Origin of the sequence: Mumia sp. ZJ430, from assembly GCF_011751845.1 — a bacterium.
Classification (GTDB): Bacteria; Actinomycetota; Actinomycetes; order Propionibacteriales; family Nocardioidaceae; genus Mumia.
On the sequence record NZ_JAAHFK010000001.1, the window covers coordinates 346,458 to 362,797 of the forward strand.

Below are 16,340 nucleotides of genomic sequence, written 5' to 3' on the forward strand. Positions count from 1 at the left end.
GCGAGCGTGGCGATCACTGACGAGGGGCGGCCGGTGGCGTCCGTCCAGTCGCTCCAACGAGGACTTGCGGTCATCCGCGCTTTCGATGCCGACCATGCGCGCATGACGCTGTCGGAGGTGGCGAAGCAGACCGGCCTCACGAGGGCGACGGCGCGACGCTTCCTGCACACCCTCGTCGACCTCGGCTACACCGACACCGACGGCCGCGAGTTCTGGCTGCGCCCGCGCGTGCTGGAGCTCGGGTATGCCTACCTGTCGAGCATCTCCCTGCCCGAGATCGCGACCCCGCACCTCAAGCGGCTGACCGACGAGGTCAACGAGTCGTCGTCGGTCTCGATGCTCGACGGCTCCGAGATCGTGTACGTCGCGCGTGTCCCCACCCGCCGCCTCATGACGGTCGCGATCAGCGTCGGCACCCGCTTTCCCGCGTACGCGACGTCGATGGGGCGGGTGCTCCTCGCAGGGCTCGACCGGGATGAGCGTGCGCGCGTGCTCGACACCGGCGATCTCGTCGCGCTCACGCCGAGCACGATCACCTCGCGCCCCGCGCTCGACGAGGTGCTCGACGAGGTTGCGGCGCAGGGATGGGCGCTCGTCGACCAGGAGCTCGAGGTCGGCCTGCGCTCGATCGCCGCACCGATCCGCGACGCCGGCGGCGCAGTGATCGCGGCGGCGAACATCTCGATGAGCGCCACCCAGGGCACCGTCGCCGAGGCGCAGGAGCGCCTGCTGCCGCCGCTGCTCGAGACCGCCTCGCAGATCGGTCGCGACCTCCGCGTCACCGGCGCCTGAGCAGCGGCGACGCTGACGACCGGCTCGACTCGGCTGGCGCGCGCGGCTCGAGAACGAGCGAAGCCGCGACCGGAGTCCGGTCGCGGCTTCGTCTGGCGGAGGTGGCGGGATTTGAACCCGCGAGAGGTTTCAACCTCAACCCGCTTAGCAGGCGGGCGCACTAGGCCACTATGCGACACCTCCAGGCGTGCCGCTCAAGGCTACAAGGTCGTACGGGGACCGATCCAATCGGGGCCGTGGCTCACGATGTGGGCGGCAACGGGCGGTAGCCGTGGGAGGCGTTCAGACGCTCGCGGATCTCGCGCTGGAGGTCGAGCCCGCGGATGCCGAACAGCATCATCGGCAGCCGCGTCGTACGCCCCTGCTCGAGGCCGATGACGAGGTCCGTGCCGCCTGCAGGGCTCGGCATGTCGTCGACGCGCTCGACCTGCGCCCAGGAGCCCGCGCGCACCCCGGCACCACGGACGCGGTGGACGCGATATCCGGTCTCCGTGAGCGTGATCAGGCGCGGAGGCCAGCGCAGGGCCGCGGCCGACGCGACCACCAGGAGCGCCACGAGCACAGCCGCGACGACTCCCCAGACGGCGGTCGAGCCGCCGATCGTGAGCAGGACCGCGGCGATCACGGCCCCGACGGCGGCGACCATCATGCGCAGGCCGAACAGCCGCAGCGCGAGGACGAGCGTCAGGCGGTACGTCGTGGGTTGCATCGTGTCACTCATCTGTCCGTCGATCATGGAGCAGAGGGGGCGGGATTCGAACCCGCGGCTGACACTTCTGCCAGCGACCGCTTTCAAGGCGGTTCCGATCGGCCACTCCGGCACCCCTCCTCGGGCGTCGTGCGCGCACCACACCCGGTGTCGATTGTCGCACCAGCGTCGTACGGGCTCGCCGACCACCCACCGACCCGGACGACAGGGCAGCTGCTCGGGCTACTTGAGGGCGGTGAAGCGCGCGGGCTCGGCGCGGACGAACGCGTCGCCGTCCTCACGGCGTGCGGCACGACGGCCAGAGCGCGACGTGGAGCCCGGGTCGAGCTTGCGGATGAGGAGCCCGAGCCCGAGCCCGAGGATCGCCGAGTAGAACGTCGACAGCGCCACGTACGTGACGTCGGCGTTCGGTGACGCGAGTCCGGTGGCCATCACGGCGGTGCCGACGACGCCGAACGCGCACATCCACCAGCCCTGCCGGCGGTTGGAACGCGTGCTGATCCCCCAGACGAGGGCGGGGAACCCGATCAGCACCTCGGTGGGCCGAGGGACGCCGCCGATGGTGTCGCGCAGCCAGTCCGCCGTGTCGTCGATCGCGCTCACCAGCTCGGGCGAGCCGTACGAGCGGACGATCGTGCTGTAGACGAGGAGCACCGCGAGCACGCCGGCCCCGCCCGCGATCAGCGTGACGCCGCGCCGGCCGAGTCCGTGCAGACCGGCCCCGAGGCTCCAGACGATGCCGAAGATCGTCGCGACCGCCGCCACCAGCACGAGGATGTAATAGCGCTGCTGGACCAGCGGGGCGTTCCAGGCGGCGACGGCGACGGCCGCGCTGGTCGCCATGACGAGCGCGATCGCATACTCGCGGAGGACGCCCGACAGAGTCTCGGCCGGTCTCGTGATGAGGACGGCGAGCACCGCGCCGAACGTCGCGGTCACCACCGAGGCGCCGGCCATGGCCCACGACCACTCGGTGAGCAGGGCGATGCCGCTCAAGGCGGCGACGAGGATCGACCACAGCGTGCTGCGGCCGCCGCTGCGCCGGGCGACGCCGGCGGTGAAGACGACGGCGAGCACCGCTGCGCCGTACCGGGCATACCGGTCGGGGAAGCCGACCGCCACCACGGACGTGATCGCGACCGCGAAGCCCGCCAGCCAGGCGAGGAACAGACCGCTGACCCCGGCCGCACGCAGCGCCTTCATGCTGAAGCGAGGCTCGCGGATCGGCGGGATGTAGCTCAAGGTGTCGCTCGCGCGCCTGTGCGGCGCGGCACGGCGGCCTCCGGACGTGTTGCTCACGGCGCCACCACCTCGTGCGTCACGCCGATCCGGCGGTTGGCCAGCGACGGGTTGGTCGTACGGGCGCGCTCGAGGCGCTCGGCCGACAGCGTCGCGCGGACGATCGCGGGCTCCTCGCCGGCCGAGGCGACCACGACGCCGAGCGGGTCGACGACCATGCTGTGCCCGACGTACTTGCCGCACTGGTCCGCGGCGACGACGTCGACGGTGTTCTCGATGGCTCGAGCGCGCAGTAGCGTCGACCAGTGGTCCTCCTTGAGCGGCCCGCGGACCCAGGCCGCCGGGACGCACAGGACGTCGGCACCCGCGTCGACGAGCATCCGCGCCATCTCGGGGAAGCGCAGGTCGTAGCAGGTCATCAGCCCGACGCGCCGCCCTGCGACCTCGAAGACGGCAGGGGCGATCTGGCCCGGGGCAAGGCGCTCGGACTCGGCATAGCCGAAGGAGTCGTACAGGTGGATCTTGCGGTACGTGGTCACGAGCGTGCCGTCGGGCGCGAAGGCGAGAAGCACGTTGTAAGGGAGATCGGCTGCGCCCGCGGCGTCGTGGCGGCTCTCGAACCCGCCGGCCACGACGTGGGCGCCGAGGCGCGCGGCGTGTCCTGCCAGCTGTGCGGCGAAGGCGCCGTCGAGCGGCTCGGCGGCCCCGCGGAGGTCGTCGTCAGAGGTGCCGAAGTCACGCATCGTCGCCTCGGGGAGCACGACGAGGTCGAGTCCGTCGCGCGGACCGAGAGTGCCGAGGACGTCGTCGACCAACGCTCGGTTCGTGTCGGCGTCGGTCGTCGCGCTCAGCTGGACGAGGGCGACCTGCATACGTCCATCTTTGCAGGGCCGTCCACGCTGCGGCAGGGTGAGGCCGTGCCCGTCTCACCGATCGTGCAGCCCGGAGTCCCGCCGTACGACGTGATCGTCGTGGCCGGAGGGTCGTCCCGCCGGTTCGGTTCGGACAAGCTCGCGGCCCGTGTCGGCGGGGAGTCCCTGCTCGACCGCGTGCTCGGGGCTGCCTCCGGTGGCCGGCATGTGCGGGTGGTGGGGCCGCGGCGTCCGACCGTACGTCCCGTGGCGTGGACGCGTGAGGAGCCTGCGGGTGCCGGCCCCGCTGCCGCCGTCGTCGCCGGGATCGCCGCGATCGAGGGCGATTCCGCGGATGCTGCCCCGTACGCCGTCCTCCTGGCGGCCGACCTGCCGTACGTGACCCAGGAGACGGTCGACCGCCTGGTCACGGCGGTCGACGAGTCCCCCACGAGCGACGGCGCGCTGCTCGTCGACCCGGACGGGCGCGCCCAATATCTTTGCAGCGCGTGGCGACGCGACGCTCTCAGGACGGCCGCGACACGCCTGGCGAACTGGGACGGCGTGGCCGTACGGGCGCTCCTGGAGCCCTTGCACGTACGGCAGCTGCCCACGCGGGGGCGGGAGGGCCATGACGTGGACCGGCCGGAGGACCTACCGTCGGACGCATGAGCACTTCGACCGGACCTGAGCGCTCGCTCGACGACTGGGGTGACGTCGTCTGCGCGGCCCTCGGCATCGAGCCCGACTACGACCTCCACGCCCTCCTCGACACCGCGCGCGAGGTCGCCCACGCGGTGGAACGGCCGGCGGCCCCGCTGACCGCGTTCCTCGTCGGCTTCGCGGCCGCACAGGCCGGTGGGAGCGCCGAGGACCTCGACCAGGCCCTCGACCGCGTGACCGCGCTGGCCCAGGAGTGGACCACCTGACCCGACGGTACGGTGTGGCCATGCGTGCCGTGGTGGTGAAGGAGCCCGGAGGGCCCGAGGCGTTGACCGTGGTCGACCTCCCCGATCCGGTCGCCGGACCGGGTGAGGTCGTGATCGACGTGGTGGCCGCAGGGGTCAACCGCGCCGACGTCCTGCAGCGGCAGGGGCACTACCCGCCGCCGCCAGGCGCGAGCGACGTGCTGGGCCTCGAGTGCTCCGGCCTGATCGCCTCGGTCGGCGCCGACGTCACCCGCTGGAAGGTCGGTGACCCCGTCGTCGCGCTGCTGGCCGGCGGCGGGTACGCGGAGAAGGTCGCCGTCCCCCAGGAGCAGGTGGCCCCGCTGCCCGAGGGCATGGACCAGGTAGCGGCCGGCGGGCTGATGGAGGTTGCGGCCACGGTGTGGTCCAACGTGTTCATGACCGCCGACCTCCAGCCGGGCGAGCGCCTGCTCGTGCACGGCGGGGCATCGGGGATCGGCACGATGGCGATCCAGATGGGCAAGGCCTTCGGGGCGTGGGTCGCCGTGACCGCAGGGTCCGAGGCCAAGCTCGAGGCGTGCCGTGAGCTCGGCGCCGACGTCGCGATGAACTACCGCGAGATCGACTTCGTCGAGGGGTTGCGCGCCGCCACTGAGGGGCACGGTGCCGACGTCATCCTCGACAACATGGGCGCGGCCTACCTCCCGCGCAACGTCGCGGCCCTCGCCCACGACGGGCGGCTCGTCGTGATCGGGCTGCAGGGCGGGGTGAAGGGCGAGCTGAACCTCGGTGCCCTCCTCGCCAAGCGCGGCTCGGTGGCCGCCATCAGCCTGCGCGGCCGGCCGGCGGTCCAGAAGGGCGAGATCGTGTCCGACCTGGCGGCGAGCACGTGGTCGATGTTCGCCGACCAGACGCTCAACCCGGTGATCCACGCGACCTTCCCGCTTGAGGACGTCGCCGAGGCACACCGGGTCCTCGACGCGTCGAGCAACGTCGGCAAGGTCGTGCTCACGCTGTGATCACGCTCGCGCACGGGGCGTGGTCGGCGACGGTCAACCCGTACGGGGGCGGGCTCGCGTCGTTGGTGCACGACGGTGAGGACGTGGTGGTCCCGCAGGACGGTCAGGGCAGCCACCCCGCGTACCGCGGTGCCGTGCTCGCCCCGTGGCCCAACCGCCTCGAGGACGGCACGTACGAGTTCGACGGCGTGACGTACGAGGTGGCGCTCAACGAGACCGAGGAGCACACGGCGCTGCACGGGCTCGTCCACGACGTGGAGTGGGAGATAGTGGAGCAGATGTCGGCGTCCGTCGGCCTACAGGCCGACGTGCCCCGCGTTGCCGGATATCCGTTCTCCATCCGGCTCGACCTGGCCTACATGGTGTCCGACGCAGGGCTCGCCGCGTCGCTCGTCGCCACGAACACCGGAGAGGGCGACGCCCCGTACGGCAGCGGTTTTCACCCATACCTCGTCGCCGATCCGGTCGCGCAGACCCCGCTCGCGCTCGACGCGGCCTGCTTCGTCGAGACGTCGGCGGACCGGCGCCTCCCGACGGGGACGGCCGGCGTGGCGGGAACCCCGTACGACTTCCGCGAGTCGCGACCGATCGGTACGACCACGCTCGACACCGCGTACGGGCACCTCGGGGCGCCGGTCGTGCGGGTGGGCCGGACCGTGGTCGGGCTGGGAGCCGGGGTCCGTTGGCTGCAGGCGTATACGCCGCCCGACCGCCGTTCCGTCGCCGTCGAGCCGTGCTCGTGCCCCGCCAACGCGTTCCGGTCGGGGGTGGACCTGGTCGTGCTCGCTCCTGGGGAGCAGCACACCCTCGCGTTCACGCTCTCGCGCGCGGCCTAGCCAGCGCGGAATGCCGTCGCCGATCCTCGGCATCGCCGTTGCCTGACTACAGTGGATGGATGGCAGGCGAACCGTTCGACCACACCGGCAGCGAGCACCACCAGGTCATCGGGCCCGACGGGCAACCCGTCGCGGAGCCAGAGGCCGAGGACGAATCCCAGGGACGCTCGGTCACCGAGCTCGTCGAGCAGCCCGCGAAGGTGATGCGGATCGGGAGCATGATCCGTCTGCTCCTCGAGGAGGTGAAGTCCGCCCCGCTCGACGAGGCCAGCCGCGCGCGTCTGCGTGACATCCACCAGACCTCCATCAAGGAGCTCGAGGACGGGCTCGCCCCCGAGCTGGTCGAAGAGCTCGAGCGCCTCAGCCTGCCGTTCAACGAGACGACGCCGTCGGACGACGAGCTCCGGATCGCCCAAGCACAGCTCGTCGGCTGGCTCGAAGGACTGTTCCACGGCATCCAGACGGCGATCTACGCCCAGCAGATGGCGTCGCAGGCGCAGCTGCAGCAGATGCGTCGTGCGCTCCCGGGGGCTCAGGGAGTCCCGGTCCAGGGCCGCCCCGGCGTGCCCGGACAGGTGGCCGAGGACGGTCCGCAGCAGCGGCCGGGCATGTACCTCTGAGCTGACGACCCCGGGCCACGGTCACGGATCCGTAACAGAACTTGTGCGGGTGACCTTTATTGGCGCTACGGTGTGAGACGTGTGACCGGTACTCGCCTGGCGTTGAGTAGACATTTGCGTCCGTCTGAGTACGTTCGCCCTGATATGTCTCTTGACACCGATGTTTGACTTTCTGCATCTCGAAGTCCACAAGGAGATGCAGTCGCCATGCACATCGTCTCGGACCGCCGCCAGGTCGACGCCCACACGGACGTCGTCCCCGCCTGCGCCCAGATGCCCGACGTTTACGACACTCTCAGCGAACCACTCGAAGACCTGTCCCGCTCCGGTGAGAGCTGGGACGCGTGGTTGGCTGCTCACGCCCAAGCACGCGAAGCATGTGCCGCGTGCCCGCTTCTCACCCAGTGCCTCTATCGCGCCGTCGTGGACGGCGAGGTCGCGGGCTACGCCGCCTGCACCTCACCCGAGGATCGCGCCGAGATGCGCTCCCGCCTCGGGATCAGGCTGACGCCGCCCGACATCGACCGGATCGCCGGCGTCCGTACGGCAGGCTCGCCGGTCGACCACGAGTCGATCCTTGCGGCGCGACGCCTCTACCCCCGTGACACGTTCGCTCAGCTCGCCGAGCGGCTCGGGTGCTCGCTGTCCACCGTCAAGCGCCACCTGCGCGAGGCGTCGACGCAACCGCGTCCGGTCGCCCCGGCGCGCACTCGGACGACACGGCCGACGGTCGACGAGGTCCTGGACGTCTTCGACGAGGTGGTCTCGGCCAGCATGTCGGGCAGGGGCTCGACGAGCACGGTCGCCGACACCGTCCAGCCGCCCTGTTCCCTCAGCGCGTGATCCCTGAGTCCGGCCACGCACGGGGGTGGCCGGCCCAGGGAGAGCCCGACGGGCGCCATTGGGCGTCGTCGGGCCAGGTCAGAGGTACTTCTCGAGCTCTCGTACGACGCCGTCGTTCTCGACGGTCTCGGTGACGTCGTCGGCAACGGCCTGGACGTGCAGTGGAGCGTGGCCCATCGCGACCCCGCGTCCGGCCCACTCGAGCATCTCGACGTCGTTGGAGCCGTCGCCGATCGCGAGCACCTCCGCGCGGTCGACACCGAGCTCGGCGCACACGTGCTCGAGCCCGGCCGCCTTGGAGACTCCCTCGGGTGCGAGGTCGAGCCAGGCGGTGTAGCCGACGTAGTAGTTGGTGCCTTCGAGCCCGAGCGAGTGTGCCAACTCGGCGAACTCCTCGGCCGAGGCATTCGGGCTGCGGACGATCACGCGGCTCACGGGCTCGGCGATGAGGTCCTCGACCGGCTCGTGCGCCATGGTGCCGCTCAGCTCACCGTCGGGGAACGCCTTGTTCATGCGGTAGCCGACGCCGACGTTCTCGACCGCCACCGCAGCGTCCGGCACCGCCTCGAGCAGCGCCCGTACAGCGGGGCCGGCGTCGAAAGTGACCGTGTGCAGGAGCGTGATCGGGTCGTACGAGAAGACCACGGAGCCGTTGCTCGCCACTGCGAGACCCTCGTCGAAGCCGAGCTTGGCGACCGCGTCCATGACGCCCGGCACGGCGCGTCCGGTGGAGATCACACAGTGCATCCCCGCGTCGGCTGCGGCGCGGACCGTCTCGCGGACGGCGTCGGTCATCACGTTGTCGTAGTCGACGATTGTGCCGTCGATGTCGAGGGCGATCATGCGGGGCCGCCAGGTCCTGGCGGCGTCGTCGGTGGAGTGTGAGGTCAACGTCAAGACAGCGGCTCCAAGATCTCTCGGCCTGCGAGATAGGGCTGCAGCGCCTTGGGGACCCGGACGGACCCGTCGGCCTGCTGGTGGTTCTCGAGGAGGGCGATGATCGTCCGGGTCGACGCCATCAACGTGCCGTTGAGCGTGGCGAGCGGGGTGATCTGCTCGCCGTCGCGCATGCGGATGGCGAGGCGGCGCGCCTGGAAGCTCGTGCAGTTGGAGGTGGAGGTCAGCTCGCGGTACTTGCCCTGGGTGGGGATCCACGCCTCGCAGTCGAACTTGCGGATGGCCGACAGGCCGAGGTCGCCGGCCGCGACGTCGATGACGCGGTACGGGAGCTCGAGCGCGTCGAGCCAGTCCTGCTCGTGCCGGAGCAGCTCCTCGTGCACGGCGTACGAGTCCTCGGGCTTCGCGTAGACGAACATCTCCACCTTGTCGAACCAGTGCACCCGGAAGATGCCCCGGGTGTCCTTGCCGTACGAGCCTGCCTCACGGCGGTAGCAGGGGCTGAACCCCGCGTAACGGAGCGGCAACGTCTGGGCGTCGAGGATCTCGTCGGAGTGGTAGGCCGCGAGCGGCACCTCGGACGTCCCGACGAGATAGAGGTCGTCCTTCTCGAGGTGGTAGACGTCGTCGGCGGCCTGGCCGAGGAACCCGGTGCCCTCCATCGCCGACGGCTTGACCAGCGCGGGCGGGATCATCGGGGTGAAGCCCCAGGCGCTCGCGCGGTCCATCGCCATCTGCACCAGCGCGAGCTCGAGCTGGGCGCCGATGCCGGTGAGGAAGTAGAAGCGTGCGCCGCTGACCTTGGCGCCGCGCTCGATGTCGAACGCGCCCAGGCGCTTGCCGATCTCGAGGTGGTCGAGCGGCTCGAACCCCTCGGCGGCGAAGTCGCGCGGCTCGCCGACGATCTCGCGGACCACGAAGTCGTCCTCGCCACCCGCGGGTGCCTCGGGAGCGGCCAGGTTGGGCAGCGTCGCGAAGAGCGTGTCGAACGTCGCGCTTGCGGCGTCGGCGGCTGCGTTGGCCTCCTTGACCTGTGCGGCGAGCTCCTTCGTACGGGCCAGCAGGGCGGCCTTCTCGTCGCCGGTGGCCTTGGCGACCTGCTTGCCGAGTTGCTTCTGCTCCGCCCGCAGCGCCTCGTACCGGCCGATCGACGAGCGGCGTGCCTCGTCGGCGGCGATCAGCTCGTCGACGACAGCCTCGGACTCACCGCGGCGGCCCTGGGCTGCACGGATCTCGTCAGGGTTGTCACGCAGCGTACGAACATCGATCATTCCCCCAGCCTATCGGCGTGGCTGACACGACTACCCTGATCGGGTGCCGATCGACCTTCGCCGCGCCCGGCCGGCGCGCCCTGCCCTCCTGCCGACGACGTGCGGCGTCCTTTTCGCCGTCTTCGTCGCGCTCGCCGCTGCGGTGTGGTGGGAGTGGGCGCCGCTGATCGACCTCGACCAGCGGGTCGCTGACGCCGCGCACGAGGCGGTGGTGGGCAGCGCGACACTCACGGACGTTCTCCTGTGGGTCGCTGACTGGCTCGGGCCGTGGGCGCTGCGCATCGTCCTGCTGATCGTCGCCGTGTATGCGCTGGCGCGGCGGTCCTACCGGATCGCGGTGTGGATCGGGCTGTCGATCGCCGTCCAGTACGCCGCGGTCTATGGGCTGAAGCGGCTGATCGAGCGCCCCCGGCCGACGTTCGACGACCCGATCCAGGTGCTGGACACCTTCTCCTTCCCCAGCGGGCACGCGACGGCGGGCGCCACCTTCTCGACGATCATGGTCATCGTCACGCTGCTGGTCGTACGCCGAGGCGGGCTGCGCTCGCTGTTGAGCGTGCTGTGGATCGCCTGCGGGGTGCTCGTCGGGCTCGACCGCATCTTCCTCGGCGTCCACTACCTGTCCGACGTCGTCGCCGGATGGGCGCTGGGGACGGCGATCGCACTGTTCCTCTGGTGGCTGTTCACCCGTACGGCGTACGCCGTGGAGGAGCCCACCCACCCTGCCGTCGCGGGTACGGGGCGCCGGCAGGTCGGCGTCGTGCTCAACCCGGTCAAGGTCGGCGACCCGGAGGCCTTCCGTACGAAGGTGCGCGACGCTGCGGCCCGGCACGGCTGGGCGGAGCCGCGGTTCTTCGAGACCACCGTCGAGGATCCGGGGGCGTCGCAGGCCGTCGAGGCGCTCGAGGGTGAGGCCGACCTGATCATCGTGGCCGGCGGCGACGGCACCGTACGCGAGGCGTGCGGCGAGCTCGCCCGTACGGGCATCGGGGTCGGCGTGATCCCGCTCGGCACCGGCAACCTGCTCGCACGCAACCTCTCGCTGCCGCTGCACACCGGCGACGCGATCGACAACGCGTTCGTCGGCCAGGACCGAGCGATCGACATCGTGCGGCTGTCGATCGACGGCTCGGAGGATTCGACGACGTTCCTCGTCATGGCGGGGCTCGGCTTCGACGCGGCCATCATGACGGGCACCAACGAGGACCTCAAGAAGCGCGTCGGCTGGCTCGCGTACGTGGTCTCGGGGGTCAAGCAGCTGTTCCGGTTCCCCAGGACGCGGGTGCAGATCTCGATCGACGACGGGCCGTTCGTACGCCGCCGCGCGCTGACCGTGGTCGTGGGCAACGTGGGGTTCCTGCAGGGCGGCCTGCCGCTGCTGCCGGACGCGCAGATCGACGACGGTGAGATCGACGTCGTGGCGATCGCGCCGCCGCACAAGTTTGCGTTCCTGTCGGTGGGGCTGCGGTTGTTCGCCCGTCGCAAGCGCACCGACGAGCGGCTCGACCGGATGACCGGCCGTACGGTGACGCTGCGGACGGACCGACCGACCCCGATGCAGCTCGACGGGGACCCGATCGGCGACCACACCGAGCTCCGCGCGACCGTCGAGCCCGGCGTTCTGCTGGTCCGCGTGCCCCGCTGAGGACGTGGCTGGGCACGCGACCGCGCGTGCCGCACGGGCAAATGTCACGGTTAGGTAACGGAAGTCACTGGCGTGTTCCCTTCGTGGTAACCGGGTGTTGAACTCTCTTTCGCATGTGGTGCAGATCGCACCGTTCCTTCGGAGGGAGACCGATCATGCTTCAGTCGAAGCCTGCCCCTACGGGCAAGCGTCGTACGCGATTCGCAGCGGCCGCGACAAGCACTGCACTGGTCGCGGGAGTCGGAGGCCTGGTGCTCGCCGGTGCACCGGCAGCCAACGCCGCCAACGTGAACCTCGACAAGCGCTTCAACTACACCTGCAAGGTCGATGCCGGCGCGCTTCCGCTCGGCAACCACGTCCTGGGTGTGCGTGCGCAGGTCCAGGTCCCGAGTGTCGTCAACCGCAACCAGACGCTGCCCACCCGCAAGACGACCATCACGCTGACGCTCCCCGAGACGCTGCGTGAGGCGACGTACGACATCCTTCGCGGGCGCACGGCCGGCGGCGAGTCCAAGGACGCCAAGGTCAGCCTCTCGGCGCCCGGCTCGTCGACGCTGACGGTCGGCATCGCGAACCTGAGGGCTGCGCAGGCCGCTGTTCCCGCAACGGCTGGCGCCCCGTGGAACATCGCGACCGTGGGCGACGTGCCCGCGATCAAGGTCCCGGCAACTGCCCACACTCGGGCCTCGTTCAGCATGCCCGCCGCCTTCAGCATCGCCGCGACCGTCATCAACGTGGACGATGTCCGCATCGGCGTCACGCTGGCGTGCAAGACGGCAGGTAGCCGCGTCATCGGCTCGGTCGCGATCAACAAGAACGCTTCGAAGGTCGCTGCGAAGGTCTCGCCCAAGAAGATCAAGGCCAAGAAGACCAAGGCCAAGATCGCTGTCACCGTCTCGGCCGGTTCGCCGAAGGCGTCCGGCAAGGTCACCGCCAAGATCGGCAAGAAGACCGTCGGCAAGGGCACCGTCAAGAACGGCAAGGCGACGATCAAGCTCAAGAAGTTCAAGAAGAAGGGCACCTACAAGATCAAGGTGACCTACGGCGGGTCGGCGTACGCCAAGGGCTCGACGAAGACCATCAAGGTGAAGGTCAGGAAGTAACGACCCGCACCTTCTCGGGAGCACGTCATCGGCGGCGACGCCGTACGGATCCTCCGAGGGGACGAGTGCCCCGGCCCGCCCACGGGTCGGGGCACTCGCTCGTTTCGGGGTCGGGGACCGTTCCGCCAGGCCATTCATTGGGGTACCCGACCGAGGCCCGACCTACCCCAACCGGCCCAGTAGGGCGGCGTCGGTTCGTTGGGGTACCCCAACGAACCGAGAGAGCGGAGGGCCCGGGCACTCGCTCGATCCGAGGCGCCTCCGAGGTGGCGCGGCGTGCTCTAGGGGTGCGGGACGGTGGCGGTGATGATGGAGCCGTCGGCGCGGCGTACGCCCTCGAGCGGGCCGGGGCCGGGTGTTCCGGCGAGGACGGGGCCCTGGTCCGCCAGCGGAACCACGACGGGCTCCGCGGCGGTGACGTGCACGATCTTGCCCCGTACGGAGAACTTCGCGCCCGGCCCTTCCTCGACGGTGAGCTCGACGGCATCGGCCGTGACGCGCACGCGGATCCGGCTCTTCTTGATCGTCAGCCGATAGACCAGCTCGTCCCAGCTCACAGGCAGCCGTGGGTCGATCGAGAACTCGCCGTTGTAGTCGCGGAACCCGCCGAACCCGTTGGCCAGCGTGCCCCACACGCCGCCGGTGGACGCGACGTGGACGCCGTCGGAGGCGTTGCCGTGCAGGTCCGCGAGGTCGACGTAGAGCGCCTCGGTGAAATAGCGCACCGCCATGTCCGAGTAGCCGACCTCGGCCGCGATCAACGCCTGCACGACCGCCGACAGCGTGGAGTCGCCGGTCGTGATCGGGTCGTAGTACTCGAAGTCGCTGCGCTTCTGCTCGGTCGTGAACTGGTCGCCCTGCAGATAGAGCGCGAGCACCACGTCGGCCTGCTTGAGCACCTGGAACCGATAGATCACCAGCGGGTGGTAGTGCAGCAGCAGCGGCCGCTTGTCCGCCGGCGTGTGCGCGAGGTCCCACACCTCGCGCTCGAGGAAGTGCGAGTCCTGCGGGTGGATGCCGAGGTGCTCGTCGTACGGGATCGCCATCGCCTCGGCGGCCCGCTCCCACTCCTCGACCTCGTCGCTGTCGAGGTGCAGCCGCGCGACCATCCGCCCGTACGCCTGCGGCCACGCGCGCTCGAGCTCGCGCACCGCCCGCGCGGCCCGGCGCAGGTTGAAGCGCGCCATGACGTTCGTGAACAAGTTGTCGTTGACGACCGTCGTGTACTCGTCGGGTCCGGTCACGCCGTGGATGTGGAACGAGCCGCGTCCCTCGCTGCGCCAGAAGCCGAGATCGGTCCACAGGCGCGCGGTCTCCACAAGGATGTCGACCGCCTCGCGCATGAGGAAGTCGGTGTCGCCGGTCGCGTCGACGTAGCGGCTCAGGGCGTACGAGATGTCGGCGTCGATGTGGTACTGCGCGGTGCCTGCGGCGTAGTACGCCGACGCCTCCTCGCCGTTGATCGTGCGCCATGGGAAGAGCGCGCCGCGGTTCGAGAGGTCGCGGGCGCGGCGCCGCGCGGCGGGCAGCATGTTGTAGCGGAACCGCAGCGCGGACCGGGCGAGCTGGGGATAGACGTACGTGAGGAACGGGAGCACGTAGATCTCGGTGTCCCAGAAGTAGTGGCCGCCGTACCCGGAGCCGGTGACGCCCTTCGCGGGGATGCCGGCCCCCTCGGCGCGGGCGGAGGCCTGCGCGACCTGGAACAGGTTCCAGCGCATCGCTTGCTGCAGCGCGGGCTGGCCGCCGATGGTGACGTCGGCCTTCGCCCAGTAGTCGGCGAGCCACGCCTTCTGGTCGTCGAACTGCCGACGGAGCCCTTCGGCCTCGACCCGGTCGAGCGTGCGGCGGCACCGGTCGAGGAGCTCGCGGGCGGGGACGCCGCGCGAGGTGTGGTACGAGGCGACCTTGGTGAGGCGTACGGTGTGGCCGGGCTGCGCGTCGATCTGGTAGACGACCTTGGCCATGTCGTCGTCGACCTGCATCTGGCGCTGCACCGGGTCGACGGTCTCGATGGAGTGGTCGGCCCCGACACCGAGCGTCATGCCGGACTCGGCGGCCTTGTAGCCGAGCATCACCCGCCCGGTCTCCTCGTCGGCGTGCTGGAGCTGCGGCAGCAGCACGCGCCGGCCGAACCGCTCGGCCTTGCGCGGGTCGGCGCCTTCGCCCATCGCGGCGGAGCGGACGTGGTACTCGTCCTCGCCATCTTGGCGGTTGAGGATCTGCGACGACAGCGTGATCGGCGCGGCGGCGTCGAGCAGCGTGACCTCGAACGTCATCACCGCCAGGTGGCGCTGCGTGAACGACACCATGCGCTGCGCCTTGATGCGGACACGCTTGCCGGCGGGCGTGCGCCAGACGATCTCGCGGCACAGCACCCCCGTACGGAGGTCGAGGGTGCGCTCGTACTCGATGAGGTCGGCGACCGGCAGCAGCAACGGCTCGTCGTCGACGTAGAGCCGGATGACCTTCGCGTCCGGCGCGTTGACGATCGTCTGCCCGACCCGGGCGAACCCGAACGCCTCCTCGGCGTGGTTGATCTTCCACGTCTCGTGGAACCCGTTGACGAACGTGCCGTGGCTGTGGGACTCGCGCCCCTCCTCGACGTTGCCGCGCAGGCCGAGATAGCCGTTGCCGAGGGCGAACAGCGTCTCCGTGCGACCGAGGTCGTCGGCGCTGAAGAACCGCTCCGAGAGGCGCCACTCGTCGATCGGCCAGCGGTGACGGTCGAGGTAGTCGGAGACGGGGCGCGGGGTGTCGCGCGGGACGGGGGTCATGCGAGCTCCCCTAGGTCGGAGACGACGATGTCCGCGCCGTTGTCGAGCAGCACCTGGTGGCCTGCGCCGCGGTCGACGCCGATCACGAGGGCGAAGTCGCCCGCGGCGCCCGCCTGGACGCCGGAGACCGCGTCCTCGACGACGACCGAGTGCGCGTCGTCCGTGCCGAGCTCCTTGGCGGCGAACGCGTACGTGTCCGGGGCGGGCTTGCCCGGCAGCCCGTGCGCCCGCGCGACGGCGCCGTCGATGACTACCGAGAAGCGGTCGGCCAGGCCCGCGGCTGCCAGTACGGCGGGCGCGTTGACCGAGCTCGAGACGACGGCGAGGCCGATCGGGAGGGTCGCGAGGTGGTCGAGGAGGGCTACGGAGCCCGGGTACGCGGCGACGCCGTTCGCGGCGAGCTCGCGCTCGAACTCGGCGTTCTTGCGGTTGCCGAGGCCGCAGACCGTCTCAGCCGTCGGCGGGTCGCTGGGATCGCCCTCGGGCAGCGTGGCGCCACGGGAGGCGAGCATCGTGCGGACACCGTCGTAGCGGGGCTTGCCGTCGACGTACGCGAAGTAGTCGGCGTCGGTGTATGCGGGAGTGATGTGGTGCTCGTCGAGATACGAGGTGAACAGCGCGGCCCAGGCACGCATGTGGACCTCGGCAGTCGGTGTCAGCACGCCGTCGAGATCGAACAGCACGGCGTCGTAGTCGGCCCAGCGGACCAGCGGGGATCTGCTCACTCTTCGAGGGTATGGCGTCGAGGTTGCGGTCGCGTCACGTGTGTCCAGGCGCGGCGGCGTCGGCGTTTATTCGAGGAAGTTCTCAAATCTTATTCACGTGACGTA

16 protein-coding genes and 2 tRNA genes are annotated in these 16,340 nt (G+C 70.5%); 9 read left to right on the forward strand and 9 right to left on the reverse strand.

Annotated features, from left to right (window positions below):
- The first annotated feature begins 6 nt into the window (after positions 1-6).
- Positions 7-792, forward strand: coding sequence for an IclR family transcriptional regulator C-terminal domain-containing protein (locus HCT63_RS01720; RefSeq protein ID WP_208322218.1), 786 nt, complete (start codon positions 7-9; stop codon positions 790-792).
- Positions 793-885: 93 nt separating this feature from the next.
- Here the strand turns inward: HCT63_RS01720 and HCT63_RS01725 are convergent.
- The 5 genes from HCT63_RS01725 to HCT63_RS01745 form a co-directional block, all read right to left on the reverse strand.
- Positions 886-975 (reverse strand) — tRNA-Ser (locus HCT63_RS01725).
- A 58-nt stretch (positions 976-1,033) separates the two neighbouring features.
- Complete coding sequence (locus HCT63_RS01730; RefSeq protein ID WP_167000934.1) at positions 1,034-1,513, reverse strand: hypothetical protein; 480 nt, start codon at positions 1,511-1,513, stop codon at positions 1,034-1,036.
- Between the two features lie 19 nt (positions 1,514-1,532).
- Positions 1,533-1,621: transfer RNA gene (locus HCT63_RS01735), tRNA-Ser, on the reverse strand.
- A 102-nt stretch (positions 1,622-1,723) separates the two neighbouring features.
- Complete coding sequence (locus HCT63_RS01740) at positions 1,724-2,800, reverse strand: hypothetical protein (protein ID WP_167000936.1); 1,077 nt, start codon at positions 2,798-2,800, stop codon at positions 1,724-1,726.
- The gene (locus HCT63_RS01745) at positions 2,797-3,612 is read right to left on the reverse strand and encodes a carbon-nitrogen hydrolase family protein (RefSeq protein WP_167000938.1); all 816 of its coding nucleotides are present in this window, start codon (positions 3,610-3,612) and stop codon (positions 2,797-2,799) included. Before HCT63_RS01745 ends, HCT63_RS01740 begins: the two co-directional genes overlap by 4 nt.
- Positions 3,613-3,657: 45 nt before the next feature.
- Here HCT63_RS01745 and HCT63_RS01750 point away from each other — a divergent pair, with 45 nt between their 5' ends.
- The 6 genes from HCT63_RS01750 to HCT63_RS01775 all read left to right on the forward strand — a co-directional run bounded on the left by HCT63_RS01750 (position 3,658) and on the right by HCT63_RS01775 (position 7,817).
- Positions 3,658-4,263 carry an NTP transferase domain-containing protein gene (locus tag HCT63_RS01750; protein WP_167000940.1) on the forward strand — a complete coding sequence of 202 codons (606 nt, stop codon included), beginning with the start codon at positions 3,658-3,660 and terminating at the stop codon, positions 4,261-4,263.
- Positions 4,260-4,520, forward strand: a complete 261-nt coding sequence (locus HCT63_RS01755) for a DUF6457 domain-containing protein (RefSeq protein ID WP_167000942.1) — start codon at positions 4,260-4,262, stop codon at positions 4,518-4,520. The genes HCT63_RS01750 and HCT63_RS01755 overlap by 4 nt, the downstream gene beginning before the upstream one ends.
- Positions 4,521-4,540: 20 nt before the next feature.
- Entirely contained in the window at positions 4,541-5,518 is a 978-nt protein-coding gene (locus HCT63_RS01760) for an NAD(P)H-quinone oxidoreductase (protein WP_167000944.1), read from the forward strand.
- Positions 5,515-6,354 (forward strand): galactose mutarotase, encoded by an 840-nt coding sequence (locus tag HCT63_RS01765; RefSeq protein WP_167000946.1) that lies wholly within the window; start codon positions 5,515-5,517, stop codon positions 6,352-6,354. The genes HCT63_RS01760 and HCT63_RS01765 overlap by 4 nt, the downstream gene beginning before the upstream one ends.
- A gap of 59 nt (positions 6,355-6,413) precedes the next feature.
- Complete coding sequence (locus tag HCT63_RS01770) at positions 6,414-6,974, forward strand: bacterial proteasome activator family protein (protein WP_167000948.1); 561 nt, start codon at positions 6,414-6,416, stop codon at positions 6,972-6,974.
- Positions 6,975-7,181: 207 nt separating this feature from the next.
- Positions 7,182-7,817, forward strand: a complete 636-nt coding sequence (locus HCT63_RS01775; protein ID WP_167000950.1) for a WhiB family transcriptional regulator — start codon at positions 7,182-7,184, stop codon at positions 7,815-7,817.
- Positions 7,818-7,895: 78 nt separating this feature from the next.
- On the opposite strand, the gene HCT63_RS01780 is transcribed toward HCT63_RS01775, so the two are convergent.
- Together HCT63_RS01780 and serS are read right to left on the reverse strand one after the other, a co-directional pair.
- Positions 7,896-8,714 (reverse strand): HAD family hydrolase, encoded by an 819-nt coding sequence (locus HCT63_RS01780; protein WP_243842845.1) that lies wholly within the window; start codon positions 8,712-8,714, stop codon positions 7,896-7,898.
- Positions 8,711-9,985, reverse strand: a complete 1,275-nt coding sequence (serS, locus tag HCT63_RS01785; RefSeq protein WP_167000952.1) for a serine--tRNA ligase — start codon at positions 9,983-9,985, stop codon at positions 8,711-8,713. The genes HCT63_RS01780 and serS overlap by 4 nt, the downstream gene beginning before the upstream one ends.
- Positions 9,986-10,028: 43 nt before the next feature.
- Between serS and HCT63_RS01790 the strand changes: the two genes are divergently transcribed.
- Entirely contained in the window at positions 10,029-11,630 is a 1,602-nt protein-coding gene (locus HCT63_RS01790; RefSeq protein WP_167000954.1) for a phosphatase PAP2 family protein, read from the forward strand.
- Between the two features lie 155 nt (positions 11,631-11,785).
- Positions 11,786-12,733, forward strand: coding sequence for a DUF6801 domain-containing protein (locus tag HCT63_RS01795; RefSeq protein WP_167000955.1), 948 nt, complete (start codon positions 11,786-11,788; stop codon positions 12,731-12,733).
- Between the two features lie 281 nt (positions 12,734-13,014).
- On the opposite strand, the gene HCT63_RS01800 is transcribed toward HCT63_RS01795, so the two are convergent.
- Positions 13,015-15,510, reverse strand: coding sequence for a glycoside hydrolase family 65 protein (locus tag HCT63_RS01800; protein WP_167000956.1), 2,496 nt, complete (start codon positions 15,508-15,510; stop codon positions 13,015-13,017).
- On the reverse strand, positions 15,507-16,235 hold the full coding sequence (locus HCT63_RS01805; RefSeq protein ID WP_167000957.1) for an HAD-IA family hydrolase: 729 nt from the start codon (positions 16,233-16,235) through the stop codon (positions 15,507-15,509). The genes HCT63_RS01800 and HCT63_RS01805 overlap by 4 nt, the downstream gene beginning before the upstream one ends.
- Between the last annotated feature and the right edge of the window lie 105 nt (positions 16,236-16,340).

Coding starts and splice junctions, on each gene's coding strand:
- serS (WP_167000952.1), bottom strand. CDS start 9,985: ATGATCGATGTTCGTACGCTGCGTGACAACCCTGACGAGATCCGTGCA.
- HCT63_RS01755 (WP_167000942.1), top strand. CDS start 4,260: ATGAGCACTTCGACCGGACCTGAGCGCTCGCTCGACGACTGGGGTGAC.
- HCT63_RS01800 (WP_167000956.1), bottom strand. CDS start 15,510: ATGACCCCCGTCCCGCGCGACACCCCGCGCCCCGTCTCCGACTACCTC.
- HCT63_RS01745 (WP_167000938.1), bottom strand. CDS start 3,612: ATGCAGGTCGCCCTCGTCCAGCTGAGCGCGACGACCGACGCCGACACG.
- HCT63_RS01775 (WP_167000950.1), top strand. CDS start 7,182: ATGCACATCGTCTCGGACCGCCGCCAGGTCGACGCCCACACGGACGTC.
- HCT63_RS01795 (WP_167000955.1), top strand. CDS start 11,786: ATGCTTCAGTCGAAGCCTGCCCCTACGGGCAAGCGTCGTACGCGATTC.
- HCT63_RS01730 (WP_167000934.1), bottom strand. CDS start 1,513: ATGAGTGACACGATGCAACCCACGACGTACCGCCTGACGCTCGTCCTC.
- HCT63_RS01770 (WP_167000948.1), top strand. CDS start 6,414: ATGGCAGGCGAACCGTTCGACCACACCGGCAGCGAGCACCACCAGGTC.
- HCT63_RS01760 (WP_167000944.1), top strand. CDS start 4,541: ATGCGTGCCGTGGTGGTGAAGGAGCCCGGAGGGCCCGAGGCGTTGACC.